The sequence below is a fragment of the Agrobacterium sp. 22-221-1 genome (assembly GCF_053522445.1).
In genome coordinates, this window is the sequence record NZ_JBNWCL010000004.1 from 19,189 (window position 1) to 44,553 (window position 25,365).

Below are 25,365 nucleotides of genomic sequence, written 5' to 3' on the forward strand. Positions count from 1 at the left end.
AAGAAGGTGACCGAGGTGGAACAAGAACAGGGTAAGTCAATGCTGTTTAAAGACGAAATTCAGATGCTGAAAAGGGTGCCGTTTTTTTCGGAAATGGAACCGTCAAAGCTCAAACTACTGGCATTCGCATCCGACCGGGTGTCCTATCATGCTGGTGACGTGCTGTTTCATCAGGGAGATGTCGGCGATGCGGCCTATGTCGTCTTGACCGGAAAAGTCGATGTTCTGGTTGATTCCCCTTCGGGCACGCTGAAAGTGGCCGAAATGACCGGCAATGCCATTGTCGGCGAAATCGCTATCCTCTGCGATAGCGTCAGAACCGCGACCGTTCGCGCCTCCACCAATGTGGAAGCCCTGCGCATCGGCAAGGAACAGTTCTTCAAGCTCATGTCCGATTTCCCCGACATCACGATCAAGGTCATGCGCGTTCTGGCCGAACGCCTCACCCAGACGACGGCGGAACTGAGCAAAGCGCGGGCAGGCGCCCGGACATAAACGACAATTCCTTGCTACCTTGAATGGCGATATTGGAAAAATAAATGTCGTACTATTGCAATATAAATGAAATGCTGACTGAATAAGGGGTAAAGGCGTCCGCCAGAAACGAGCGGATATAAGAATCTATAGAGACAACGGGCTTCATGGGAGGAAAGCGTGCAAGATTCCGTTGCTATTGGGGTGTGTCATGGCGTTCGATTCCGACGCAGCAAGTCGGGAAAGTAATAGAAATTTTCGGGTAAAGATCTGGGGTGCGCGGGGAACGCTTCCTGTTTCAGGTGAAAACTTCCGAAAATACGGCGGAAATACCATCTGCATCGAGGTGAGATGCGGCGATCACGTTCTTTTGTTCGATGCGGGTTCGGGCTTGCATCCCGCTGGCCTTGCGCTGCGGGCGGAAGGCATTACCGACGTCAACCTGTTCTTCTCGCATTGTCATTACGACCACATTGTCGGCTTCCCCTATTTCAAGCCCTTTTATAACAGCTCCAACGATGTCGCCATCTGGTCGGGCCACCTCGCCGGCACCATGACCACCCGGGAAATGCTCAAGGACTTCATGAGCCCGCCGTGGTTCCCCGTGCCGCTGGAAATCTGCTGCGCAAAAATCGACACGCGGGACTTCATGCCGGGCGATGCACTCGATGTGCATCCCGGCCTTTCGATCAGAACCGGAATGCTCAACCATCCCGGCAACGCCATCGGATATCGGCTAGACTGGGAAGGAAAGTCCCTCGCCATCATCACCGACACCGAACATGAGCCGGGCGATATGGACGAAACCGTGCTCGACCTGATCAGGGACGTCGACCTTTTCCTCTATGACGCCATGTTCACCGATGAGGAAATGAGCCTTTATCGCGGCTATGGCCACTCGTCCTGGCAACAGGCGATCCGCCTCGCCAAACGCGCTGGCGCAAAAAATGTCGGCTTCATCCACCACGCCCCAAGCCGCAGCGACGAAGAACTGGACAATATCGAAAAACAGGCGAAAGCCCAGTTCAGTGGCGCCTTCGCGGCCATGGACGGCCAGATCATCGAGCTCTGACGCAATCTGGCTCCTCCGAAGTCGGCCTGTCCGACCGCTTTTTCGAAACCCTGAATTCGACATCCCTTGCCATGCGGTCGTTCGAACACGCACAATTGACCGTTTCCGATGGATTGCTCCACGATATTGCCACGAGACGGCCTGCAATAAGGGTGCCACCACATACTACATGATGATTCTGCGCTGAATGACCACATGATGGGATTTGCATGATCCGTTTCTTTTCGGAGACCAATTTGAGACGCGCCCGGATTTTATCCGGCCTCATCATATTTGCTTTCGTATTTTCCCATCTTTTCAATCACTCCCTCGCACTCATCTCCATCGATACCGCCGAACGGGCGCGAAAATGGTTCAGTCTGATCTGGCTCAACCCCGTCAGCAGCCTGCTTTTTTACGGTTCGGTGCTGGTGCATGTCTGTCTTGTTCTGCGCTCGCTTTATCTGCGCAGAACGCTGCGCATGCCGCTCCGCGAAGCGCTTCAGGTCATCTTCGGTCTGTCGATCCCGTTCCTGATCATCGGCCACGCCGTCAATATCCGTGTGTCGCATATGCTTTATGGCATCGATGTCGGCTATTATTCGGTCATCCGCAGGCTGTGGATCAACAACCCGATACAGGGCGCCTGGCAAAGCCTCGCCTTGATCGTGATCTGGGTCCACGGATGCATTGGCCTCTATTTCTGGCTGCGTTACCGGGACTGGTATCCGCGGATAGCCGGGTTGTTCATGACGGTGGCCGTTATGCTGCCGCTGCTGGCGCTGCTGGGCTTCAGCGATGCCGGCCGCTGGCTGGCGGAAATCGATGAAAAATACGCGCTTCCACCCGGACTTGCCGACAATACGATTCAAAAGGACGAGCTGCCACTGCAGCGGGAAATGGAAACACAGATCCGTTTCATCACCGGTACAGCGGAGACGTTGTTCGTCGGCGCGGTAATGCTGGTTTTCGTCATGCGTGGCGTACGCAGCTTTCGGCAACGATTGACGGCGATCGAAATCCGCTATGAACATGGCGCGCAGGCACATGTACCTGCCGGTCTCAGCATTCTGGAAGCCAGCCGCCTTGCGGGAATTCCGCATTACTCCGTCTGCGGCGGCAAGGGGCGCTGCTCAACCTGTCGGGTCAAGGTTCTGAACAGCAAAGGCCCGCTGCCGCCACCGGGAGACATCGAGCAAACCACATTGAGGCGCATCCATGCCGATTCGGATATCCGGCTCGGCTGTCAGCTACGCCCCACCAGCGATATTGATATCGCGCTTCTCGTTTCGCCGCCCCAGCAGAGCGACCTGCCGGCCGATGCGCAACCGGCCCGCCCCGGCCGGGAAGAGGAAATCGCCATCCTCTTTTGCGATCTGCGCAACTTCACCACGCTTTCCGAAGCGAAGCTGCCCTATGATGTCGTCTTCCTTCTGAACCGCTATTTCACCATCGTCGGCCAGGCCGTCGAGCAGGCGGGAGGCCATCTCGACAAATTCATCGGCGATGGCGCCATGGCGCTTTTCGGACTTGGCGAGGACGCGGAACATGCCTGCCGCAACGCCATGAAGGCGGCCGCGACCATATTGCGGGATATCGCAATTCTGAACGAGGGGCTGGAGAAACAATTCGCCGTCCGCCTGGAAGTCGTCGTCGGCATTCATTCCGGTCCGAGCATCGTCGGCGTCATGGGATATGGCGCGGCCAAAACCCTGACGGCCATCGGCGATACCGTCAACGTGGCAAGCAGGCTCGAATCCAAGGCCAAGGAATTCGGCGCAGCCATCGTTGTTTCCGAACCGGCCATCATTCAGGCGGGACAGGAGATTGCCGATCTCAGAAGCGAAGAAATCGCCATTCGCGGCCGCAACTCGCAAATGAAGGTCTTCCTGCTCTCGAAAGAAGAGAGCGAGCGCTATTTATGAAATAGCGCCAACACACCCATCGGGGCATCCGATCTCAAATCTTGCGATAGAGAAAATAACGGTCCGTCGGCACGCTTGCCGGCACCGGCAGCGGCTTCAACATGGGATGATCCAGAGGCAGACCGCTGACCGCGAGACCGCCTTTCGCCAGCATGCCCGCCGCAAGATCGGGCAACCAAGTAAGGGTGACCGCATCCTTTTCCGGATAGCCCGTGCCGATATCGGCATGCACGAATGCTGCTTCCGAGCCGATGAAAGCCGGAGCGGTTTGCGATATTTCACCGATCACCAGATCCTCCTGCGCCGGAACGGAGGAGGCATGCGCACCCATGGCCCTGTCGAAAGCGATGATGCGGCGGTTGGGGAACAGTTCCCGCAGGTGATTGAAGGTGCGCCCGTTGCCAAGGCCGATTTCCATAAGCGCGCCTTCATCCGGCAGATCGAGATCGGCTGCGACATGATTGAGGATATCCCGCTGCGCGGTCAGCCGGCGAATGAAACTATCGAGTCTGCTCATGTTATCAGGCCTTGATGATGTGTTTTGCGGCTATATCCCGACGCGCGAAAACATTGCGCGTGTCGATGATAAGCGGCGCCCATTCGCTTAGAGCGGCATAATCCACATTGTCATGATCGGTCGCAACGAGAACGGCGTCGAAGGCGCCGATCGCCTGCCTGTCCCACGGCACGGATTTCATGCCCATCAAATGGCTATATTCCCGGGTTTTCGGGATTTCGGCCACGTGGGGATCGAAATAGGCCGCTTCGCCACCACGCTCCTGAATAAGCTCGATGAGCTTCAGCGAGGGACTTTCGCGAATATCCGGCACATTCTTTTTATAGGCGAGGCCGACGACCAGCACCTTCGAGCGGCTGAGCGCCTTGCCGGAATGAATATCGAGCGCCTCCGCGACCCGCCCGATGACGTGACGCGGCATGCCGGTATTGATCTCACCGGCCAGTTCGATGAACCGCGTCGGCAATTCATATTCGCGCGACTTCCAGGTGAGGTAGAAAGGATCGATCGGTATGCAATGGCCGCCAAGGCCCGGGCCGGGATAAAACGGCATGAAACCGAACGGCTTGGTCTTCGCCGCATCGATCACTTCCCAGATGTCGATACCCATCGCCTCGTAGACGACCTTAAGTTCGTTGACCAGCGCGATATTGACGGCGCGGAAGACGTTTTCGGTGATTTTGACCGCCTCGGCCGTGGCATTTGTCGAGACGGGGACGATCTTTTTGACCACCGAACCGTAAAATGCCGCCATCAGCTTTCCGGCCGCCTCGCCATCGCCAGCGACAACCTTCGGAATCGTCGAGGTCTCGAAATCGCGATTGCCGGGATCTTCCCGTTCAGGTGAAAAACCGATGAAGAAATCGACGCCGGAGACGAGCCCCGTGCTTTCCAGAATGGTCTTCACCACCCCGTCAGTCGTGCCGGGATAGGTGGTCGATTCCAGAACCACGAGCTGCCCCTTACGCAGATGGGCGGCAATATCGCGACAGGTCTTTTCGACATAAGAAAGGTCCGGCTCGCGATATTTCGTCAGGGGTGTCGGCACGCAGATGGCAATGACATCGCATTCGGCCAGCCTGGAAAAATCCGAGGTGGCGACAAAGCCGTCATCCTGTCTCACACTCGCCAGCACCTCATCGGAAACGGCCTCGATATAGCTGCGCCCGGCCTCGATCGCGGTAATTTTACCGGGATCGATATCGAAACCGACAACCTTGAAACCGCCCCTGGCGATCGTCATGGCAAGCGGCAGACCGACATAGCCGAGGCCGATCACCCCCGCTTTGGCGCTTTTGTTTTCAATGCTGGAAAGCAGGTTCCGGGAAATGTCTGGGGAAGTCAAAGCGTGTCACGCTCCGCGCATGTGCAAAAGATGCCTTTCAGTTGGGCAAGAATGACGGACCTGTCAAGGCTCGGCCCTTTCAAATTCCGGTTGACGCCCAAGCCACCGCCAACGCACAACCATCGCCATGAAGATCGCCTTTTATGCGCCGCTCAAATCTCCCAACCATCCCGTTCCCTCCGGCGACCGGCTGATGGCCCGTTTGCTAATGACGGCGATCACGATGGGCGGTCACGATGTTTCCGTCGCTTCGGAACTGCGCAGCTTCCTGAAACAGCCGGATGACCCGGCAAGGGCCTTGCTCGCCGATGAGGCCGAGCGCGAAATCGAGATCGTCGCACGACGTTGGCGACGGGATGGCGTACCGGATCTCTGGTTTTGTTACCATCCTTATTACAAGGCGCCGGACTTGCTCGGACCGGAACTGAGCAAACATTTCGATATCCCCTATGTCAGCGCTGAAGCGTCTTATTCGCCGAAACGAAATGGGATGGGATGGCAGGCGGTTCAGGATGGGTTGCTGGCCGCATTGAACGCCGCCGCCATCAATATCTGCTTCACCGCGCGGGATCGTGAAGGCCTCGCGCAGGCCTCGCCCATTCTTCGCTGGGCCATGCTGCCGCCCTTCATCGATGCCGAGGCCTTTCTCAAGAACACGCCCCAGCCGACACCCGCAAGGCTCATCACCGTCGCCATGATGCGGGCGGGTGACAAGCTCGACAGCTATCGCGCCCTTTCTGAAGCGCTCGCCCTGTTGCCGCAGGATCTCGACTGGACGCTGGATATCGTCGGCGACGGACCGGAACGCACGGCCGTGCAAGCCATGTTCAGCGCGTTTCCCAACCACCGTCTCGTCTGGCACGGGGAAAAAACCACGGCCGATATCGCAATGCTTCTTTCAAAAGCCTCTCTCTATGTCTGGCCGGGCCATGGCGAGGCCTATGGTCTCGCCTATCTCGAAGCGCAGGCTGCCGGCCTGCCCGTTGTGGCCGAAGAAGTGGCCGGCGTCCCCGAGGTGGTAAAATCCGGCGCCACAGGATTACTGACACCAGAAAATGATAGAGCCGCCTATGCCGACGCGATTAAAACCCTGCTCGGCGACGACAGACAGCGCAAAGAACTGGCACGGGCGGCCCGGCAATTCGTGAGGAATGAACGGTCTCTGGAAAATGCCGCAAAAGAACTGAACCATATCCTGCTGCAAGCAAAGGCGCGAAGATCATGAGTCTGGAAAAACTCGTTGCGGCACTGGACGAATGCGGGCGGCGCGGCATATCCGCCGATCTCTGGCTCCGCGACGACGATGCGGTGGAGCCGACGCCCGCGCTCGACACGTTGCTCGATCTTTGCGGCGGCTTTTCCGCTCCGGTCACGCTCGCGGTCATCCCCGAGATGACGACCGATAAGCTCGCACAGCATCTGGATGTGTCGGACATTGCCCAGGTCGCCGTGCATGGCTGGTCCCATACGAATTATGCCGGCGAGAAGGAAAAGAAACAGGAACTCGGATCGCATCGCGATCCCGCTGTCGTTCTCGATGAATTGCAATCCGGACTGGATAAACTCCACGACCTGCATGGCGGGCGTTTGGTGCCGATGCTCGTGCCGCCGTGGAACCGCATAGATGCCGGTATCGTGAAGGTACTGGCGGGCCTCGGATATCGCGCCCTATCCGTTTTCGGCCCGGAGAAAAGCACCCTGCCGCCCTGCCTGAACACCCATGTCGATGTGATCGACTGGCACGGCAGCCGCGGTGGCCGCAACGACGACGTGCTCTTTTCGGAGACCGCCGCCCGCATCCTGACGACCGCCGAAAACGGCGGCACGACCGGCATCCTCACCCACCATCTCGTCCATGACGACAATGTCTGGCGCTTCCTGAGACGGCTTTTCGAGGTGACCGCCGAACATCCCGCCGCCCGCTGGCGTTCTTCAAAAGACCTCGTCGACGAAATCTCACCATGATTTCCAGGCGATCAGCAACCCGCTCGCCTCAGTCGAAAGTTTCCGCCTGACCGCTTCCACCGTCTCAAAGGGGGCGCGGTCGGGAAGGGACGCAGCAACGAACCCCGCTGGCGCGAGGCTGATACTTCCCGCCCGGGCGATGATGGTGAAAATCAAGGGGCCGGTCGACCACCAGGCAGGCGCGCGCGGCATGTCTTCGATAATACCGGGAAAGGCTTCCAGCATCCTGCTGAAAACCGGATGTCCGGCAGGCGCAGCGATGAAGGAATTGGCAAGCAGCATGCTGCCCTGCCCCGTGTCCCGCGGCGTTTTTTCGTCAAACACCGTCAGCCCCGCCAGAGGCAGGAATGTATCGAAACTCACATCGTCCCGCGCCGGATACCAGTCGCAATCGAGATAGATGCCGCCAAACCGCTCCAGCAGGATATAACGGGCCACATCCACCGCGCCCGGATAATCGCCCTTGTCCAGCATGGCTTTGAAGACGCCGTTCGAAAACACGCCTTCCCGCTCAAGATCGGCCTCCCGCCAGAGCCGATAGTAGTAACCATGGTTCGAAGCGTGGGCGGCCCATGCCTCAACCGATACCGGCGGGGCTTTTTCCCCGATCCATATCTGGTGAATGAGCCTTGGCACATCTTCACGGCTTTTGAGGCTGATCGTGCGACGTTCTTCCGTGGAAAACCGCGCATATTTCTCCAGCACCTGCGGGGGTGGAACAAGCGTATATTGATAACCGATCTTGGCGACCGTATCGCCCTCGGCCTTGGCGAGGCGCAGCCGTGCCGCATGCAGTCGGCGCGGCAGACCGAGCACCGTTCGCTCACCCATCAGGTGGCCGTCCTTTGCTGCAACCAGCGATAAGAGAAGCGCATTGGCTTCCGCATACTGACCGCCATTTTGCAACTGCCGGGCCTTGTCCAGCTGGGCATCGTAATATTTCTTGTCGGACATGGATCCTCATCCAGAAACGCTCGTTAACATATCGCCAAACAAAAGGCGTCAGGCAAGCCGTCGTGTTTCGGAAGCCGGCTTTGAATTCGCTAAACAATTCGATGTTTCAGAGGCATAGACAGACAACAAACCCTGCGATAACGTGGATTTAAGCCCTCCTGAGCAAATTGTCACAAGGCAACGATAAAGAGACGGCAAGGAACCCTTTGGCATGAGCGCAGGCGCAGATTTGCTCCGTATTGAAAATCTGCGGGTCTCGTTTTCTCTCATGGGCGGCACCATCGATGCCGTCAGGGGTGCGAGCCTTCGCATTCTTCCGGGAAAAGTCACGGCTCTCGTCGGCGAATCCGGCTCCGGAAAATCCGTCATCGGCCAGACCATCATGGGCATCCATCCCAAGACGGCGCGCGTGAATGGCCGTGTGCTGTTCACCGATCCGGAAAATGCCGCAGCCGGCCCCGTCGATCTGCTGCAATTGCCGAAGGACGGCCGGGAAATCCGTTCGATACGCGGAAATCGCATCGGCCTGATCTTTCAGGAGCCGATGACGTCTTTCTCGCCGCTGCACACCATCGGCAACCAGATCGATGAGGCGCTCAGGATTCACAGCATCCTGTCGCCGGCCGAACGTGCGGAAAAAATGCATGAAACGCTCGACCTTGTGGGGTTTTCCAAACCCAAGAAGGTCGTGAACATGTATCCCTTCGAGCTGTCGGGCGGCATGCGCCAGCGCGCCATGATCGCCATGGCGCTGATCTGTCGTCCCGCACTTCTGATCGCCGACGAGCCGACGACGGCGCTGGATGTGACCATACAGGCGCAAATCCTCAAGCTGCTGCGCGATCTCCAGAGCCGCCTGAACATGAGCATGCTGCTCATCACCCACGATCTCGGCGTGGTGGCAAACATCGCCGACGAGGTCGCCGTGATCTATCAGGGCGAGATCATGGAGGCCGGTACGGTCGACGACATTTTCAAGTCGCCGAGCCACCCCTACCTCAAGGGCCTGATGGCCGCCGTGCCGCATTTCGACATGAAACCCGGCGAAAGGCTGAAGGCGCTTCGCGAAATCAACATTGACCACGAAAGCCTCGTCGGCAAAAAAAACGCCGCAGTGAACAAGACCCCCGGCCCGCTTCTGACCGTGGACAATATCAGCAAGACGTTCACGACCCGGAAGTCCAGCTGGTTCCGCAAGGGCGACGCCAATGCCACCAAAGCGGTCAACAGCGTCAGTTTTGAAATTCGCCGCGGAGAATGCCTCGGGCTGGTGGGCGAAAGCGGCAGCGGCAAAACCACCGTCAGCAAAATCCTCATGCGCGCCGTTCGCCCGGACGAAGGCTCGGTGACCTTTCACCGACCTGAAGGCGACATCGATGTCCTCAATGCCAGGGACGGAGACCTGAAAGAGCTGCGGTCGAAGATACAGATGGTCTTCCAGGATCCGATATCATCTCTGTCTCCACGCATGACCGTGGGCAACATCCTGAGCGAGCCGCTGGAAATCCACGGACGGGGCGATGCGAAATACCGCGCGGAGAAAGTGCGCAATCTCGTCAGGGCCATTGGGCTCGGAGAAAGCGCGCTCAACCGTTACCCGCACAGTTTCTCGGGCGGACAGAGGCAGCGTATCGGCATCGCCAGGGCATTGGCGCTCGGTCCCGAACTTCTCATCTGCGATGAACCCGTTTCCGCCCTCGATGTCTCCGTGCAGGCGCAAATCCTCAATCTGCTGAAGGATTTGCAGCAGGATCTCGGACTGACCTATCTCTTCATTTCGCATAATCTGGCGGTAGTGGACTATATGGCCGACCGCGTGGCGGTGATGTGCGAGGGCCGCATCGTGGAGCTGGCGCCACGGGAAATCCTGATGCGCTCTCCGGTTCATCCCTATACGAAATCCCTGCTGGCGGCAGTGCCTTTCCCCGATCTCGACCGTCCGCTCGATTTCCGCACCATCGGCAAGATCAGCGCGACGGGTAAATTCGACTGGGGCAAACAGTTCCGCGACGAGGGTGATGGCGACATGATCTCCGCCGATCTCGGCGAGGGCCATTTCGTGCTTGCAAACGGCAATGCCGATATCCGGGAGCTTCGCCCTTGATCACGCGTCGCACCACCCTTGCCCTCTTGGCCTCCGTCTTCCTGCCGGCCTATGCGCGGGCCGGCTATACCGACCCCGCCTATTTCAAGGAAAAACGGGAAAAGGGCGAATTGCCCGACGTGGCCGAACGCCTGCCGAAAAACCCGCGCGTCATCGACATGAAAGCGCTTGGCCGCGAGCCGGGAAAACATGGCGGCTCGGTGCGTATGCTCATTGGCGGCCAGCGCGACATTCGCCTGATGCCGATCAGCAGCTATGCCCGCCTTGTCGGCTATGACGAGAAATTCGAGCTTCATCCGGATATTCTCGAAAGCTACGACGTTCAGGAAGAACGCATCTTCACCTTCAAGCTGCGCGACGGCCACAAATGGTCCGACGGCAGCGACTTCACCTCCGAGGATTTCCGCTATTTCTGGGAGGACGTCGCCCTCAACAGGGAAATCCACAAGGGCGGCCCGCCGATCGAACTTCTGGTCAACAGCAAGCCGCCGCTTATCGAAGTCATCGACCGGCTGACGGTGCGCTACACCTGGGACGGTCCGAACCCGGATTTTCTGGCGAAGCTCGCAGCGGCCTCACCGGCCCGGCTGTTCCTGCCCGCCGCCTACATGAAACAGTTCCACGTCAAATATCAGACGGCGGAAAAGCTCGCCAAGCTGATCAAGAAAAACAAGACGGATGACTGGAGCGGGCTGCATATCAAGATGTCGCGGCAGGTGCGGCCCGAAAATCCCGATCTGCCGACGCTGGATGCCTGGCGCAACACCACCGCGCCACCGGCCGAACAATTTGTCTTCGAGCGTAACCCCTATTATCACCGGGTCGACGAAAACGGCCTGCAACTGCCCTATCTCGATCGTTTCCTGCTCAACGTCACTTCGTCCGATATCATCTCGGCCAAGACGGCGTCCGGCGATAGCGATCTGCAATATTTCGGCCTCGATTTCGCCGATTACACCTTTCTGAAGGATGCCGAAAAGCGTTTTCCCCTGAAGGTGAACCTCTACAAGCGCTCTCAGGGTTCGCGCATCGCGCTGCTGCCCAACCTCAATTGTGCCGATCCGATCTGGCGCAGCGCTTTTCAAGATGTACGCGTGCGCCGGGCGCTGTCGCTCGCGATAAACCGGCACGAAATCAACATGGTCTGCTTTTACGGGCTGGCAAAGGAAAGCGCCGATACCGTTCTGCCGGAAAGCCCGCTTTACCGGCAGGAATTTACGGACGCCTGGAGCGCCTTCGACCGGGCGGCGGCCAACAGGCTGCTTGATGAAGCCGGTCTCGACAAGCGCGACAATGCCGGCCTTCGGCTCCTGCCGGATGGCCGCCCGGCCTATATCATCGTCGAAACGACGGGCGAAAGCACGCTTGAAACCGACGTGATGGAACTGGTGACAGATCACTGGCGGCATATCGGCATTGCCGTCTCCGTCCGCCCCACCCAGCGCGATGTCTTCCGCAAGCGCGCCATGGGCGGCGAGGTGCTGATGTCGGTATGGATGGGCATGGATAACGGTGTGCCGACGCCGGACATGCTGCCTTCCGGCCTAGCACCCACCGGTGACGACCAGCTGCAATGGCCGGTCTGGGGTGTCCATTATCTTTCCGGCGGCCGCGAGGGCAAGGAGCCCGATCTGCCGGAGGCGGCGCATCTGCTCGATCTGCTGAAAAAATGGCGCAGAAGCGTCACCGAACAGGAGCGCGAAGCCATCTGGCTGGAAATGCTGGGGATCTATACGCAGCAGGTGTTTTCCATCGGCATCGTCAACGGCGCGCTGCAACCCGTCGTTCATGTCAAACGCATGCGAAATGTGCCGGACAAGGCGCTTTTCGGTTACGAGCCCACATCCTATCTCGGCGTCTATATGCCGGATAGCTTCTGGTATGACGGAGACGCCTGATATGCTGCGGTATATTCTAAAGCGCATCCTCGTCATGATCCCGACACTGATCCTGATCTCGATGCTGGTCTTCACCATCATCGAATTGCCGCCGGGCGATTATTTCGAAAGCTATGTCGCCGAGCTGCGCGCCATGGGCGAGACGGCGAACCTTGCCGAAATCGAGGAGCTGCGTGTCCGCTACGGTTTCGACCAGCCAGCCCCGATCCGCTATTTCCGCTGGGCGACCGGCATGCTGGTCGGCGATTTCGGTTATTCCTTCGAATATCAGCTGCCGGTCAGCGATGTGGTGGGAGACCGCCTGTGGCTGACGGTTCTGGTCTCCTTCGTCACCATCATCGTCACCTGGCTTATCGCCTTCCCGATCGGCATCTACTCCGCCACGCATAAATACAGCTGGGGCGATTACGGGCTCACCTTTCTCGGCCTGCTCGGCATCGCCATTCCCAACTTCATGCTGGCGCTGATCCTGATGTATTTCGCCAATATCTGGTTCGGCATCTCCATCGGCCATCTGATGGATCGGGAATATCTGAACCAGGCGATGAGCTGGGCGAAGTTCAAGTCGATCCTCGAACACATCTGGATCCCCGTCCTCATCATCGGAACGGCGGGCACCGCCGGCATGATTCGTCGTCTGCGCGCCAATCTGCTCGATGAATTGCAGAAACAATATGTGGTCACCGCCCGCGCCAAGGGGCTGCACCCCTTCAAGGTGCTCACCAAATATCCGCTGCGCATGGCGCTGAATTTCTTCATCTCGGACATCGGCTCGATCCTGCCGGCCATCATATCAGGCGCGGAAATCACCGCCGTCGTGCTGTCGCTCGAAACCACCGGTCCCATGCTCATCCGGGCGTTGCAGAGCCAGGACATGTATCTCGCCGGTTCGTTCCTGATGTTCCTCGCATTCCTGACGGTGATCGGCGTTCTGGTGTCGGATATCGCCCTTGCCATACTCGATCCGCGAATCCGCTTCGGAGGTGGTAACGTCAAATGACTTCATCCATTCCGAAACCCGGCGAAGCGCTGCCCCATTACGTCTCGACCGCGCCCTTCGACCCGTCGCTGATCGAACCCAACACGTCAGGAATGGCGGCCTTCAGCAAGGCCTCGCAGCTCCGCCTCATGTGGTGGCAGTTCCGTCAGCACAAGATCGCGGTGTGGTCCGGCGCCTTTCTGGTGGTGCTTTATCTTTCGATCCTGATCTCCGAATTCCTCGCACCCTATAATCTCCATACCCGCAATATCGAGCATATCTACGCCCCGCCGCAGGCCATTCACCTGTTCAATGACGGAAAATTTGTCGGCCCCTTCGTTTATGGCCGGGAAATGACGCTCGACATGGACAATCTGAGACGGGTCTACCGGGATGTGCCGACGGATATCCAGCCGCTGCGTTTCTTCTGCAAGGGCGATACCTATCGCTTCTGGGGCATGTTCGAGGGCAGAACCCATCTCGTCTGCCCGGCGGAGGGTGGTGAATTGTTCCTGCTCGGCACGGATCGTCTCGGCCGCGACGTGCTGTCCCGCATCATCTATGGCGCGCGCATTTCGCTGACCATCGGCCTTCTCGGCGTCGCCATGAGCTTCGTTCTCGGCATTGTGATCGGCGGTCTGGCGGGTTATCGCGGCGGCACATTCGATCTGATTGTCCAGCGTATCATCGAGGTCCTGCAATCCATCCCGAGCATTCCGCTCTGGCTGGCGCTTGCGGCGATCATGCCGGTGACCTGGAGCCCCATCCTCGTCTATCTCGGCATCACCATCATTCTCGGCATGCTGGACTGGACGGGCCTTGCACGCGCCGTGCGCTCGAAACTTCTGGCGCTTCGCGAAGAAGACTATGTTTTGTCTGCACAATTAATGGGTGCCGGCACGCCGCGCATCATCGGCAGACACCTTATTCCCGGCTTCATGTCGCACTTGATCGCCTCGGCCACCCTGACGATCCCCGGCATGATTCTCGGCGAAACCGCACTGAGCTTCCTCGGCCTCGGTCTCAGGCCGCCGATCACAAGTTGGGGAATTCTGCTCACGGAGGCGCGCAGCGTCAGCGTCATTGCGCTATATCCATGGCTTCTCATCCCGACGATCCCGGTCGTTCTCGTCATTCTGGCCTTTAATTTCTTCGGCGACGGACTACGTGATGCTGCGGATCCCTTCAGATAAAATGGAACACCCTTTGATAAACTGCCCTTCCGCCATCGCCTTTTTTGTGAAAGGCAAAAAGAGGTGTGGCCCATGACCTCCCGTTTGAACGACGCGCGTATACTCATGTACAGCCACGATTCCTTCGGGCTCGGGCATCTGCGGCGGTGTCGCACCATCGCGCATGCTCTGGTAGAGGATTATCGCGGCCTCAACGTCCTCATCATTTCGGGCGCGACGATTGCCGGCGCTTTCGATTACCGCGCCCGCGTCGATTTCGTGAAAATCCCGAGCGTCATCAAGCTGCGCAACGGCGAATATACGTCCATGGACAGGCATATCGATCTTCAGGAAACGCTGAAGATGCGCCGCTCCATCATCTACCACACCGCCGAAAGCTTCCAGCCGGATATCTTCATCGTCGACAAGGAGCCCATGGGCCTGCGCGGCGAGGTGGAGGAAACGCTCGCCTATCTCAAGGGACAGGGCACCAAGCTCGTCATCGGCCTTCGCGACGTCATGGATGCACCGCAGCTGCTCGAAGCGGAGTGGAAGCGCAACAATGTCATGACCAAGATCGGCCAGTTCTATGACCACGTCTGGATTTATGGCCCACCCGATTTCCACGATCCGCTGACGGGGCTCGACGTTCCGCACACCGTTCGCGACAAGATGGATTTCGTCGGTTTCCTGCAAAGATCCAAGACGCAGGCCGAAACCGTATCGCATCGGCCGGAAGGCGATTACCTTCTCGTCACCACCGGCGGCGGCGGCGATGGCAGCGAATTGATCGACGACGTCATCAACGCCTATCGCTATGACAGCGAACTGACGCACAAGGCGCTGGTGGTGCTCGGCCCCTATATGCCAGCGGATCAACGCCAGCGCTTCATGAGCAGTGTTGCCGATATTCCGCATATCGAAATCATCGAATTCGACAACCGCATGGAAGACCTCGTCGCCGGCGCACAGGCCGTCGTGTCGATGGGCGGCTATAATACCGTCTGCGAGATATTGTCCTTCGACAAGCCCGCCCTCGTCGTGCCGCGCACGGTGCCGCGCGAAGAGCAGCTTATCCGCGCCAGCCGCGCCTCGGAGCTTGGCCTTTTCGACATGCTTCTGCCGGAAGATGCCGAAAACCCGGCAAAAATGGCGGCAGCTCTGAAAGCGCTGCCGAACCGCGCACCGCCTTCCGTCAATGCGCGCGGGTTGAAGCTGGACGGTCTGGAAAACATATCGCGCCGGATAGCCGAATGGCTGCCGCCCGAGGGCGACAAGGCGCCGATCACGCTGACCGCGTGACCGGTTCCCCGACAAACACCGCTTCAAAAGAGACACGCGCAACGTGACCGATACAAAAAAAATCGTGGTGCTCCTCAAGGGCTATCCGCGCCTGTCCGAGACTTTTATCGCCCAGGAGCTTCTGGGGCTGGAAAAGGCCGGGCTTAAACTCGAACTCATGTCGATGCGCCGGCCCACGGACAAGAAGCGCCATCCCGTTCACGATGAAATCTGCGCACCCGTCACATATCTGCCGGAATATCTGCACGAGGAGCCGCTGCGCGTTCTAAAGGCATTGTGGGCGTGCCGAAAAAAGCCGGGCTTCACCAAGGCGCTTCGCCGCTTTTTCAACGACCTGCCGCATGATCTCAGCCGCAATCGCTTCCGCCGTTTCGGGCAGGCTGTGGTGCTCGCGCATGAATGGCCGGCGGATGCCGAATGGCTGCATGTCCATTTCATCCACACGCCCGCCTCGGTCGCCGCCTATACCCACCTCATTACCGGCACGCCCTGGACGATTTCGGCCCACGCCAAGGACATCTGGACCTCGAACGACCGCGACCTTGCCGCCAAGCTGCAAAGCGCCCGCTGGGCCGTGACCTGCACTGCCGGCGGCTTCCAGCATCTGCAGACCCTTTCCGGGACCAGGCAGAATGTGCATCTGAGTTATCATGGCCTCGATCTCACCCGTTTCCCGCATTTCGAAACGCCACGACCGGCAAGAGACGGTTCAGATGCCGATGATCCGGTCAGGATTTTGAGCGTCGGCCGGGCGGTCAAGAAAAAGGGCATCGATATTCTCCTGCGTGCGCTCGCCTCGCTGCCGCAAGATATCCATTGGCGTTTCACCCATATCGGCGGCGGCGATGAACTGGCCTCCCTGAAGAAACTCGCTGACGAACTCGGCGTCGCCGACAGGATCGTCTGGACCGGCGCCATGGACCAGAAGCAGGTGCTGGAGAACTACCGGGAAGCGGACCTCTTCGCCCTTGCCTGCCGCATCACCAGCGATGGCGACCGCGACGGCCTGCCAAATGTGCTGGTCGAGGCCGCGAGCCAGGCGCTGACCTGCATCTCCACCAATATTTCCGGCATTCCGGAGTTCTTCGTCAGCGGTGAAAACGGCCTGCTGACGGAACCGGAAAATCCGGCCGCCTTCGCAGAGGCCCTGCGCACGGCCATCACCGATCCGCAATTGCGCCAGCGTCTTGGCAGTGCCGCCGAAAACCGTGTGCGCACCGCCTTCGACCATCGCACCAGCATTGTCGAGCTGAAGGCCCTGTTCGAGACCGAGTGGGAAAAAACGCCATGACCGATACGGAAAAACGCCCCTGCGTCTTCTTCTACGTCCAGCACCTTCTCGGCATCGGCCATATCGCCCGCGCCAGCCGCATTGCCAACGCCCTTCAGGCGAACGGTTTCGATGTCGTGCTGGTCACGGGCGGCACGCCGGTTCCGGGCTTTCCGGGCGAGGGCATCCGCCATGTCGAATTGCCGCCCATCGCCGTCAGCGACGGCAGCTTTGCCGGCCTGGTCGACAGTTCCGGCAAACCGGTGGATGACGACTTCAAGAGGCTGAGAACCGACATGCTGATCGGGGCCTATCACGGCGCAAAACCCGATATCGTTATCATCGAGGCATTCCCCTTCGGTCGCAGGCAGGTGCGTTTCGAATTGTTGCCGCTTCTCGATGAGATAGAAGACAGCGAACCGCGCCCACTCGTCATGGCGTCGCTGCGCGATATCTTGCAGGAAAAGACCAAACCGGGCCGGGACGAAGAGACCGTATCGCTGGTGAAGAAACACTTCGATGCGGTGCTCGTCCATGGCGATCCGGATTTCGCCCGGCTGGAAGACACCTTTCCCCTCGCAGGCGAGATCAGCCAGCGTATCGTCTATACCGGCCTCGTCGCCCCCCTTCCGCCGCCGGAACCGGCGGAAAAATTCGATATCGTGGTTTCCGCAGGCGGCGGCGCCGTCGGTGCCGCACTTATCCGGGCTGCGCTCGAGGCTGCCCCCCTCTTGGATAGCATCAAGAGCTGGTGCCTCGTGACCGGTCCCAACATGCCGCAGGCGGATTTCGATGCGATCTCGGCGCGGGCGGCGGGCAATGTGTCCGTCTTCCGTTTCCGCAAGGATTTCGCAAGTTTGCTCGCCGGCGCGCGGCTTTCGATTTCACAGGCCGGTTACAACACCGTTTGCGATATTCTTCAGGCAAAATGCCGCTCGCTTCTGATCCCCTTCGCAGCCGGAGGCGAAACCGAACAGAGCGCCCGCGCCGAACGGCTGGCGCGGCTGGGGCTGGCGCATGTGCTGGAGGAGAAGGATATTTCGGCGCAAGCGATGGCCGATGCCATCAAGGCGGCATTGTCCTTGCCGGTGCCTGGCACGATCACGCTCGATCTCGATGGCGCGGCCGGAACGGCTAGAGCGCTGCGCCGCCTTTACGATGAGCAATGAGGATCGTCTTCAACTCGCGAACCGCCGCCTCATCGGTAACCTTGCGCCCTGCGCCGGTGAAACCGAGCTTCGCCACCCTGCTGTCCGGATCATAAGATGGGACGGCGGAACAGGATGCATGGATTTCCGTGATCGGAAAGCGATCCAGCAAGGTCTGAACGCTCTGCGGACGCACGCCGGCACCGGGCATGATGACGATCCGGCCTGCCGCCATCTCGGACAGGTGGGCCAGAGCCTCAATCCCTTCAAGCGCCGAACGCGCCCCGCCTGAGGTGAGAATTCTTGGGAACCCCAATGCGATGGCAGCTTCCAGCGCCTCTTCCATGTCAGGCACGACATCGAAAGCGCGATGCAGCGTCACATCCAGCCCGTCGGCATGACTGCGCAGTTCTTCAAGCAAGCCAATATCGAGCGAACCATCGCCACGCGATGCGCCGAGCACCACGCCGGAAAGACCGGCCGCCCTTGCCGCATCAATGTCGCGTTTCATCACATCCGCTTCGTCGCGTGTGAAGACGAAATCACCGGCGCGCGGCCTGATCATGACGCTCACCGGCAACCCACAGGACGCCGCGCGGTGCATGAAACCCGCCGATGGCGTCACACCGCCGCCCGAAAGCGCCGCGCAGAGCTCGATCCGATCGGCCTCGCCGCTGACTGCCGCTTCCAGACCGGCGACATCGTCCACGCAAATTTCGAGAATCATCGTAACCTCTTTCATTTGGGTGGCCGTTACCTGCGGCGGCCCTTTCCATCAAGCGCGTAAAGCATATAAACGCCGCCAAGCCCCACAATCGCCCCCAATATGGAAGTCCCCGAATAGCTGGAGACCAGGGTTCCAACGGCAAAAATCAACGCGCCCAGACCAGCGCCGAGGAAGATGTTGACGGCGATCAGCGAGCTTCCGAGTCCCGGCCGGTCCGCGATCAGTTCCTGCAGATAGGTAATTGGAATGCTGATGATCGCGGCGGCGCCCAGCGCACTGATGACCGTTTGGGCGTAGATATGCCACGGCGCTGAAGCAAGCCCCTGCAGAATGAGATAGATGGCGTAAAGCCCCGCTCCCGCCGCAAGTGTCAGTGTCTGTGGAACCTTCTTCTCGATCCAGCCCCACAGGAGAATGAAGACGATTTCCAGCGCAGCGACGATACCCGCAACAATACCGATATCCGCCACCGTGCCCTTGGCCTGTCCGGTTATGATGAGCGAGCGCACGGAATCGTTGAGATGCAGCATTGAGCAGATGAGCGCGATGGCGATGATCCGCAGCAGCACCCGCCGCGATCCGATTTCCGCAAGCGAGGCGCGCAGGCCAAACCGCGCTTCGGTATTTGCCGATGCCGGCGTGGCGGCGCGTGGCAGACAGAAGGCGACGAGCAGAAAGCAGACAAGCGCGCAGATGCCCGAAAACAGGAACGCCATCAGCATATTGCCGGAATTCACCAGAAAAACACCGACAATGCCCGGCACCAGCACCCAGGAAAGCGAGATGGTTGCCCGCATGATCGAATTAACCGCGATCATCTCACCCATCGAAAGGTTGCGCGCATCGGCGCGCACATGGGCGAAGATCAACGAATTCATCGCTCCGAAAATCGGCAGAAGCACCAGCTTTGCAGCGACAAACGCGGTAGCGTTGCCGGCCAGATAGACCAGCAGATAACCGCTGACGCCGAAGAGCGCGATATAGAGCATTGGCTTGCGATATTCACCCAGCCTGTCTGCGACAATGCCCATCAACACGCTGGCGCTGACATTGATGACGGCGGCAAACAGCATCAACAGCGAATAGACGCTGTTGCTCAGCCCGATTTCGCGAATGCCGATGACCGCCTGATAGGGGGCGGTCGCCGCATTCGAAAACCCGAAGAACAGGATGGCGAGCGCCCCGATGCGGATCGACGGATTGTTGATGACGATGGAAAGAGCCGACGGCATGGATATTCGCCTGAGATGATCCGGCACCGCCGGATCGCTGGATAAAAGCTACCGAACCGCTGTCATCGCCAGCGGGCCGAAAGGATGGGCTGAGGGGTATAATCGAAATGCGGCTTCCATGGGTAAAAATCGCCGTCCCGGCGGCGATTGGGAAGATTTTCGATATCCTGATTGATGACCCCGTCCGTCAGCGCCATGAGGTTGGGATTGGCGATAGGCGCAAGCTCCGGTGAAAGATAACCGGACTTGACGACCAGCAGCCGCACCTCCTTTGGATTAAAGCCGAGACGGGTGAAATCGGAAATCATGTGATAAGGCCTGCGCCGCGCCGCCAGAATGACCGTGATGCCGCCGATGGCGACCACTGCCTGCCGCTGGTCAGCAGCACCTGGATCATCCAGTTTCACAACACGGGCCTCGACGGTCACGGACGGGCTCTGCGGATCGAGACTGCCGCCGATCTTCAGGGAAAGCGCGGCACCTTCGCCGGCCGCAAAACAGGCTTCGACCGCCGGTCTGTCAGTGATGCCGCCCAGCAGCGCACCCTGCCAGTTGCGCGCAATCAGTGCGACCAGAACATCGGCGCGATCGCCAACCCCGCCGCCGGTCGGGTTATCGCCGGAGTCGGCCAAGATGATCGGCCGCGTTGCCGTGTTTTCGGCGATATCCAGAATGGCCTCAAGCGGCTCGGTCACGGGGCCGAAACGAAAATCCTGCCGGGCATTCCAGTAGGATTGCGCGATCTCGGTCGCGACCGCCTGTGCGGCCGCTTTGTCCGTTCCCGTCACGACGGCGCAGGCCGTCGCCCGGGGTTCGTCCGCCCAGACGTAGCCGATCATGAAATTCGCATCCCAAATGCCGGGCCGCGTATCGTGATCCGGCAGAACGGCATAAAGGCTTTTGGTGGGTTCGTCTTCCGTGGAGGTCTTCTCACCCGGCAGCAGAACGGGGATTTTCGCCCAGGCGACGCCGGGCTTTTCGCCCGTCTTCAGGGCCTTCAGCAGCATCGTCCACGCCCGCACCATCGTCTCGCGCACATCGATATGCGGCGCAGTTCGATAGCCGGCAAATATGTCAAGCTGATCGATGATCGTCTGGCTGACATTGCCGTGCAAGTCATAGCTCGCAGCGACCACGACATTCGGCCCGACGACGGCGCGGGCGCTTGAAATCCAGTCACCTTCCGCATCGTCCATACCTTCGACATTCATCGCGCCATGCATGGCGAGATAAAGCCCGTCCAGCGGCAGGCAGGCCTTAAGGCGTTCGAGAAACTCCGCCTTGAACGCCTCATAGGCCGCGCGCGACACCGGGCCGCCCGGCACCGCCCGCGCATGCAGAAGCGGCAACACCTCCGCCCCGCCTTCACCGAGGAAATTGAAATACTCGGCCTCCAGCAGTTCCGCGCCGCGAAAGACGCGAAAATCCTGCTCGCCCATCAGCACCGGGGAATAGGTGCTGCATTCGGTATGAATTCCACCCACGGCAATACGCATGTCGCCTTCCTCAATAAACCGGGCTCAAGGGGACGATGGCCGCAAAACGCAGCCAGTCCTTTTGCGCCTTTGGCGTCCACGCCGCCTCGGCAATCGCCGGCAGACGGGGGAAAACCAGATGGTTGAAATAGGCGCGATTGAGGAAATGTTCGGACCAGATGCAGGCCTGAACGCCCTTCATCCGCTCCTTCAACTCCTCGGGAAATTCACCGACGGCCTCATAGGCATAAGTATGCGAAGGCGGAACGGTGCCGGCCCAGCTTGCGCCCGGCTCCTGCCATGCTTCATCCTGCACCATGTCGAGATAATAGGCCTGACCCGGTGTCATCACCACGTCATAGCCCTGCTTTGCAAGCTCAAGCCCGACTTCCGGCTTCTGCCACGCCATCAGCAACGTTCCGGCCGGATCGACACCGCCGCCGTGGGAAACCTCGTCCCAGCCGGCAAGCTGGCGGCCGCGCTCATGCAGCATCCCCTGAATGCGCTTCATGAAATAGGACTGGATGCCGAAGGTGCCGTCGAGCCCTTCCTTTTCCATCAGCGCCTTGGCAAGCGGAGAGGCCAGCCACGACCCATCCGCAACCTCATCGCCGCCAATATGGATCAGCCGCGACGGGAACAGCTCCACCATCTCGTCGAATATCTTGCCGAGGAATTCATAGGTCGGCTCGATGGCCGGGTTGAGCGCGTTGTTCGGGTATCCCTGCACAGAGCGGTAGCTGTCCGGCGCCTCCTGCCCATCCGTCAGCTCCGGATAGGCCACGAGAGCCGCCGTGCTGTGGCCGGGAATATCGACTTCCGGCACGATTTCGACGTTCAATGTCGCCGCATGCGCGACGACCATACGCACCTCATCCTGCGTGTAATAGCCCGACACCGGCTCAGCCCCGTTACCGAGCTGCGGCAGAAGCGGCGCATCCGGACCGCGCGTGGCGCCAACGGTGGTCAGCAGCGGATAGGCCTTGATTTCGAGCCGCCATGCCTCGTCATCCGTCAGGTGCCAATGGAAGCGGTTCATGCGCAGCCATGCGAGAATATCGATGAGCCGCAGGACATCGCCTGTCGGATAGAATTGCCGCGAGACATCGAGATGGCAGCCGCGCCAGCTATAACGCGGCGCATCGCTGATGGTGCCGGAGGCCGGGAAGCGGAATTGGGGATCGATGCGTGCGCCATGCAGCAGCTGCGCCAGAACCGTCAGGCCATATTGCAGACCGGCAGAGGCCGAATATTCCACAACCACCGCTTCTTTTGAAAAAGTGAGGCGATAACCTTCCGCTTCCAGCCCGCTATGCCGCTTGAAACGAAGCGGTTTTCCCTCATGAACCGGCGCAAGGCTGAAGGGCACGTGCCCGACGGCAAAGAGCCGGCGGAACAGCGAAAGCACGGTTTCCACCGCAAGCACTTCTTCTGCGCTCGCATCTTCCGCCGGGAAGAGCGCGACGGGAAAACCCTCGCCCGGTTCGGCATCGATTTCAGCGGGCCAGGGCTGGATGGAAAAGGGCAGATCGAGCTTGCCTTCGGGAAGCAGCACCGGTGCCGGCTCGCTGTGACGCCCGTCCAGCATCAGGTCACCGACATCGACGGCGCGATGCGTTCCGTCGGCAAGGCTGACATAGGCGGATTTCGCGCCATCCGTGCGATGCCGGGCCGGTCGCAGCAGGCCATCGACGGTGAAACGCCAGGATTTCCCCGGCTCGAGCACGAAGCCCGCCGGCGGTGCAAACTCATGGAAATTGGCGTTGCGGCGCAGATAAACGGCATTGTCGCAAGCGGGTTTGTCTACCGTCCGCGTCAACGACGTGTAGACGATGCGAAAATCCTTCAGCGGCTCGCGGGAAAGATTGACCAGAGTGAAGGTAAAACCGCCCGAGGCGGAATCTTTGAGCGGATGCCAGGAATTTTCGAGACGATAATGTGCGAGCGCCATGATGCTCCCCTTTATTGCGCATTGAGCCCTCAGGAGGGCTTCGGTCAGTAATGTTCGGATTGCGAGAAGGTCCGGGCCAGCGGCGCCTGCCCCGCCGTCAGTCCGCAATCGACCGGCAGGCATACGCCGCTGATCGCCTCCGCCTGTGGGCCGGCCAAAAAGGCGACGGCGTTGGCCACATCTTCGGGCCGCACGATGCGCTGCAGCGGATACCAGTGCTTGGCTTCCTCAAAGACCTGAGGATTGGCGGCGGCCCGCGCCTCCCATGCCTGGGTGCGCACGGTGCCCGGCGCAACGGCGTTGGAACGGATGCCGAATTTGCCATATTCCACGGCGATCAACTTGGTCAGATGGATCAACCCGGCCTTCGCCGCGCTATAGGCCGGATGGCCGAACACCGCCATGCCGTTGACGGATGTGATATTGACCACCGACCCTTGGGTCCGCTTCAACGCCTCTTCGAAAGCCCTGAAGCAGAGAAACGGCGCTTCCAGATTGAGGGCATTGTCTTTGCGCCATATATCGGCGGTCGTGTCATGCAGGCTGACCGCTCTTGCCGCACCCGCATTGTTGACGAGGGTTACAACATCGCCCAGCTCCGCGACCTCAGCGGCCAGCCTTGCAAGGTCCTGCGGATCGGTGACATCGCAGGTTTTCGCGACGAAGCGGGGACCGGAAAGCAGGGATAGCGCGCTCGAAAGGGCGCCGGGGTCGATATCGACCAACACGACCTTTGCATGGTTTTCAGCGAGCGCCGTGGCAATTGCCCGGCCAATATCACCTGCCGCGCCGGTAACGACGGCGAGCTGGTCTTTCCTGTCCTTCATCTCCTACAACTCCCTTGAAGCTTTCCGACCCACCGCAAAGCGGGTCTCAGGCAAAGCAGCCTGTATTTTTCGTCAGCCCGCCTCAGTCACCGAGCAATTGCTTGTCATCCGGGTCACGATGTTCCACGAGCTGCTGCTTGATGTGACGCAACGTCACCATCGATCGTTGCCGTTGATGATAGGCAGCAAGCGTCGCCAGAACATCGACGGCGGCCAGATAGGCGTAGCGCGATGAGGTGGGGCGGAAGATATTGTTTCCCTCGGGCACATTGACGGCCACCACCATGTCGGCGGCCGCGGCAACAGGCGTGTCGCTCTGGGTGAGCGCGATGGTGGTGACCCCCATTTCCCGCGCCAGCCTGAAACATTTCACCAGTTCCATGTTGCGGCCGGAAAAGGACGAACCGATGATGACATCTTCCTTCCGCGCAGCGGCGGTCATCATCAGCTGCATGCTGTGATCGGCGCTGGTCGAAACGCGCAGGCCCAGGCGGAACAGTCGGTTCTGGATTTCCGAAGCGATCATCGAGGAATTGCCGCCCGCGCCGAAGGCATAGATCATGCCGCTATTGGCGATCCTGATCGCCGCTTCATCGGCAAGGGCGGGATCGAGCGTTCTGTGCAACAGGAAAAGCGCTTCCTGCGCCTTGGCGAGCACCTCTTCCGCCACATCCGAGGGACCCGTGCTGGAGGGTTCGGAGGTGAGGTATCGAATACCCACATAGGCCGTCTTGGCGAGGCTGACCTTGAAATCCGAAAAGCTCTGGCACCCCAGCCGACGGCAGAACCGCGTCACGGTCGGCGGCGACACTTCGGCGCGGGCCGCCAGCTCGATGATCGAGGCATTGACGGCGAATTCGAAGTCCGAAACCAGAATATCGGCAATCCGCCGCTCCGACTGCGAGAATTGTCCCCTGTCTTCCTGTATTCTTGCGAAAATATCCATGTTCACCGGTCTCCGTTCCGCCAAAACTTAAGGCTTGGCCCCGTTTCCGATGCACCCTAAGAAAGCGCGCCCGTCAACCGCATAGATCCATGAATCGAGGATG

The 25,365-nt window shown here is 59.6% G+C and carries 21 protein-coding genes; 12 read left to right on the forward strand and 9 right to left on the reverse strand.

Translation table 11 applies throughout. The features are described from left to right. Positions 1–39: 39 nt before the first annotated feature. From ACQZ5N_RS07545 to ACQZ5N_RS07555, 3 genes are all read left to right on the forward strand, one after another. Positions 40–495 carry a cyclic nucleotide-binding domain-containing protein gene (locus tag ACQZ5N_RS07545; RefSeq protein WP_003521299.1) on the forward strand — a complete coding sequence of 152 codons (456 nt, stop codon included), beginning with the start codon at positions 40–42 and terminating at the stop codon, positions 493–495. Positions 496–685: 190 nt separating this feature from the next. Then, positions 686–1,546: an MBL fold metallo-hydrolase gene (locus tag ACQZ5N_RS07550; RefSeq protein ID WP_448732569.1), complete on the forward strand. Its 861-nt coding sequence runs from the start codon at positions 686–688 to the stop codon at positions 1,544–1,546. Positions 1,547–1,755: 209 nt separating this feature from the next. Next, the gene (locus ACQZ5N_RS07555) at positions 1,756–3,450 is read left to right on the forward strand and encodes an adenylate/guanylate cyclase domain-containing protein (protein WP_448732570.1); all 1,695 of its coding nucleotides are present in this window, start codon (positions 1,756–1,758) and stop codon (positions 3,448–3,450) included. Between the two features lie 34 nt (positions 3,451–3,484). Here ACQZ5N_RS07555 and ACQZ5N_RS07560 read toward each other — a convergent pair whose 3' ends face one another. Then, the gene (locus ACQZ5N_RS07560; protein ID WP_020808511.1) at positions 3,485–3,967 is read right to left on the reverse strand and encodes a class I SAM-dependent methyltransferase; all 483 of its coding nucleotides are present in this window, start codon (positions 3,965–3,967) and stop codon (positions 3,485–3,487) included. A gap of 4 nt (positions 3,968–3,971) precedes the next feature. Continuing rightward, a complete protein-coding gene (locus ACQZ5N_RS07565) occupies positions 3,972–5,312 on the reverse strand; it encodes a nucleotide sugar dehydrogenase (protein WP_175422035.1) in 1,341 nt (446 codons plus the stop codon). A 127-nt stretch (positions 5,313–5,439) separates the two neighbouring features. On the opposite strand from ACQZ5N_RS07565, the gene ACQZ5N_RS07570 reads away from it, so the two are divergent. Both ACQZ5N_RS07570 and ACQZ5N_RS07575 read left to right on the forward strand, forming a co-directional pair. Continuing rightward, complete coding sequence (locus ACQZ5N_RS07570; RefSeq protein WP_448732571.1) at positions 5,440–6,537, forward strand: glycosyltransferase family 4 protein; 1,098 nt, start codon at positions 5,440–5,442, stop codon at positions 6,535–6,537. Further along, entirely contained in the window at positions 6,534–7,277 is a 744-nt protein-coding gene (locus tag ACQZ5N_RS07575; protein WP_448732572.1) for a polysaccharide deacetylase family protein, read from the forward strand. Before ACQZ5N_RS07570 ends, ACQZ5N_RS07575 begins: the two co-directional genes overlap by 4 nt. Here ACQZ5N_RS07575 and ACQZ5N_RS07580 read toward each other — a convergent pair. Further along, a complete protein-coding gene (locus ACQZ5N_RS07580; RefSeq protein ID WP_448732573.1) occupies positions 7,269–8,231 on the reverse strand; it encodes a glycosyltransferase family 32 protein in 963 nt (320 codons plus the stop codon). The two genes, ACQZ5N_RS07575 and ACQZ5N_RS07580, sit on opposite strands and share 9 nt — an antisense overlap. Positions 8,232–8,442: 211 nt before the next feature. Between ACQZ5N_RS07580 and ACQZ5N_RS07585 the strand changes: the two genes are divergently transcribed. The 7 genes from ACQZ5N_RS07585 (at position 8,443) to ACQZ5N_RS07615 (ending at position 18,125) form a co-directional block, all read left to right on the forward strand. Beyond that, the gene (locus tag ACQZ5N_RS07585) at positions 8,443–10,335 is read left to right on the forward strand and encodes an ABC transporter ATP-binding protein (RefSeq protein WP_078052409.1); all 1,893 of its coding nucleotides are present in this window, start codon (positions 8,443–8,445) and stop codon (positions 10,333–10,335) included. After that, entirely contained in the window at positions 10,332–12,233 is a 1,902-nt protein-coding gene (locus ACQZ5N_RS07590; protein ID WP_448732574.1) for an ABC transporter substrate-binding protein, read from the forward strand. The genes ACQZ5N_RS07585 and ACQZ5N_RS07590 overlap by 4 nt, the downstream gene beginning before the upstream one ends. Position 12,234: 1 nt before the next feature. Further along, positions 12,235–13,233, forward strand: coding sequence for an ABC transporter permease (locus ACQZ5N_RS07595; protein ID WP_003521288.1), 999 nt, complete (start codon positions 12,235–12,237; stop codon positions 13,231–13,233). Beyond that, positions 13,230–14,405, forward strand: coding sequence for an ABC transporter permease (locus ACQZ5N_RS07600; protein WP_065656984.1), 1,176 nt, complete (start codon positions 13,230–13,232; stop codon positions 14,403–14,405). The genes ACQZ5N_RS07595 and ACQZ5N_RS07600 overlap by 4 nt, the downstream gene beginning before the upstream one ends. Before the next feature lie 72 nt (positions 14,406–14,477). Continuing rightward, positions 14,478–15,686 (forward strand): glycosyltransferase family protein, encoded by a 1,209-nt coding sequence (locus tag ACQZ5N_RS07605; RefSeq protein ID WP_448732575.1) that lies wholly within the window; start codon positions 14,478–14,480, stop codon positions 15,684–15,686. Positions 15,687–15,729: 43 nt separating this feature from the next. Further along, the gene (locus ACQZ5N_RS07610; RefSeq protein ID WP_448732576.1) at positions 15,730–16,977 is read left to right on the forward strand and encodes a glycosyltransferase family 4 protein; all 1,248 of its coding nucleotides are present in this window, start codon (positions 15,730–15,732) and stop codon (positions 16,975–16,977) included. After that, positions 16,974–18,125: a glycosyltransferase family protein gene (locus ACQZ5N_RS07615; RefSeq protein WP_448732577.1), complete on the forward strand. Its 1,152-nt coding sequence runs from the start codon at positions 16,974–16,976 to the stop codon at positions 18,123–18,125. The genes ACQZ5N_RS07610 and ACQZ5N_RS07615 overlap by 4 nt, the downstream gene beginning before the upstream one ends. On the opposite strand, the gene ACQZ5N_RS07620 is transcribed toward ACQZ5N_RS07615, so the two are convergent. The 6 genes from ACQZ5N_RS07620 to ACQZ5N_RS07645 all read right to left on the reverse strand — a co-directional run bounded on the left by ACQZ5N_RS07620 (position 18,091) and on the right by ACQZ5N_RS07645 (position 25,262). After that, entirely contained in the window at positions 18,091–18,831 is a 741-nt protein-coding gene (locus ACQZ5N_RS07620) for a copper homeostasis protein CutC (protein ID WP_448732578.1), read from the reverse strand. The two genes, ACQZ5N_RS07615 and ACQZ5N_RS07620, sit on opposite strands and share 35 nt — an antisense overlap. Positions 18,832–18,857: 26 nt before the next feature. Beyond that, positions 18,858–20,063: an MFS transporter gene (locus tag ACQZ5N_RS07625; RefSeq protein WP_448732579.1), complete on the reverse strand. Its 1,206-nt coding sequence runs from the start codon at positions 20,061–20,063 to the stop codon at positions 18,858–18,860. A gap of 62 nt (positions 20,064–20,125) precedes the next feature. Then, a complete protein-coding gene (locus tag ACQZ5N_RS07630) occupies positions 20,126–21,559 on the reverse strand; it encodes a M81 family metallopeptidase (RefSeq protein WP_448732580.1) in 1,434 nt (477 codons plus the stop codon). 10 nt (positions 21,560–21,569) lie between these two features. Continuing rightward, positions 21,570–23,489 carry a beta-N-acetylhexosaminidase gene (locus ACQZ5N_RS07635; RefSeq protein WP_448732581.1) on the reverse strand — a complete coding sequence of 640 codons (1,920 nt, stop codon included), beginning with the start codon at positions 23,487–23,489 and terminating at the stop codon, positions 21,570–21,572. Positions 23,490–23,533: 44 nt separating this feature from the next. After that, complete coding sequence (locus ACQZ5N_RS07640) at positions 23,534–24,316, reverse strand: SDR family oxidoreductase (RefSeq protein ID WP_448732582.1); 783 nt, start codon at positions 24,314–24,316, stop codon at positions 23,534–23,536. 82 nt (positions 24,317–24,398) lie between these two features. After that, the gene (locus tag ACQZ5N_RS07645) at positions 24,399–25,262 is read right to left on the reverse strand and encodes a MurR/RpiR family transcriptional regulator (protein WP_003504906.1); all 864 of its coding nucleotides are present in this window, start codon (positions 25,260–25,262) and stop codon (positions 24,399–24,401) included. Positions 25,263–25,365 lie beyond the last annotated feature (103 nt).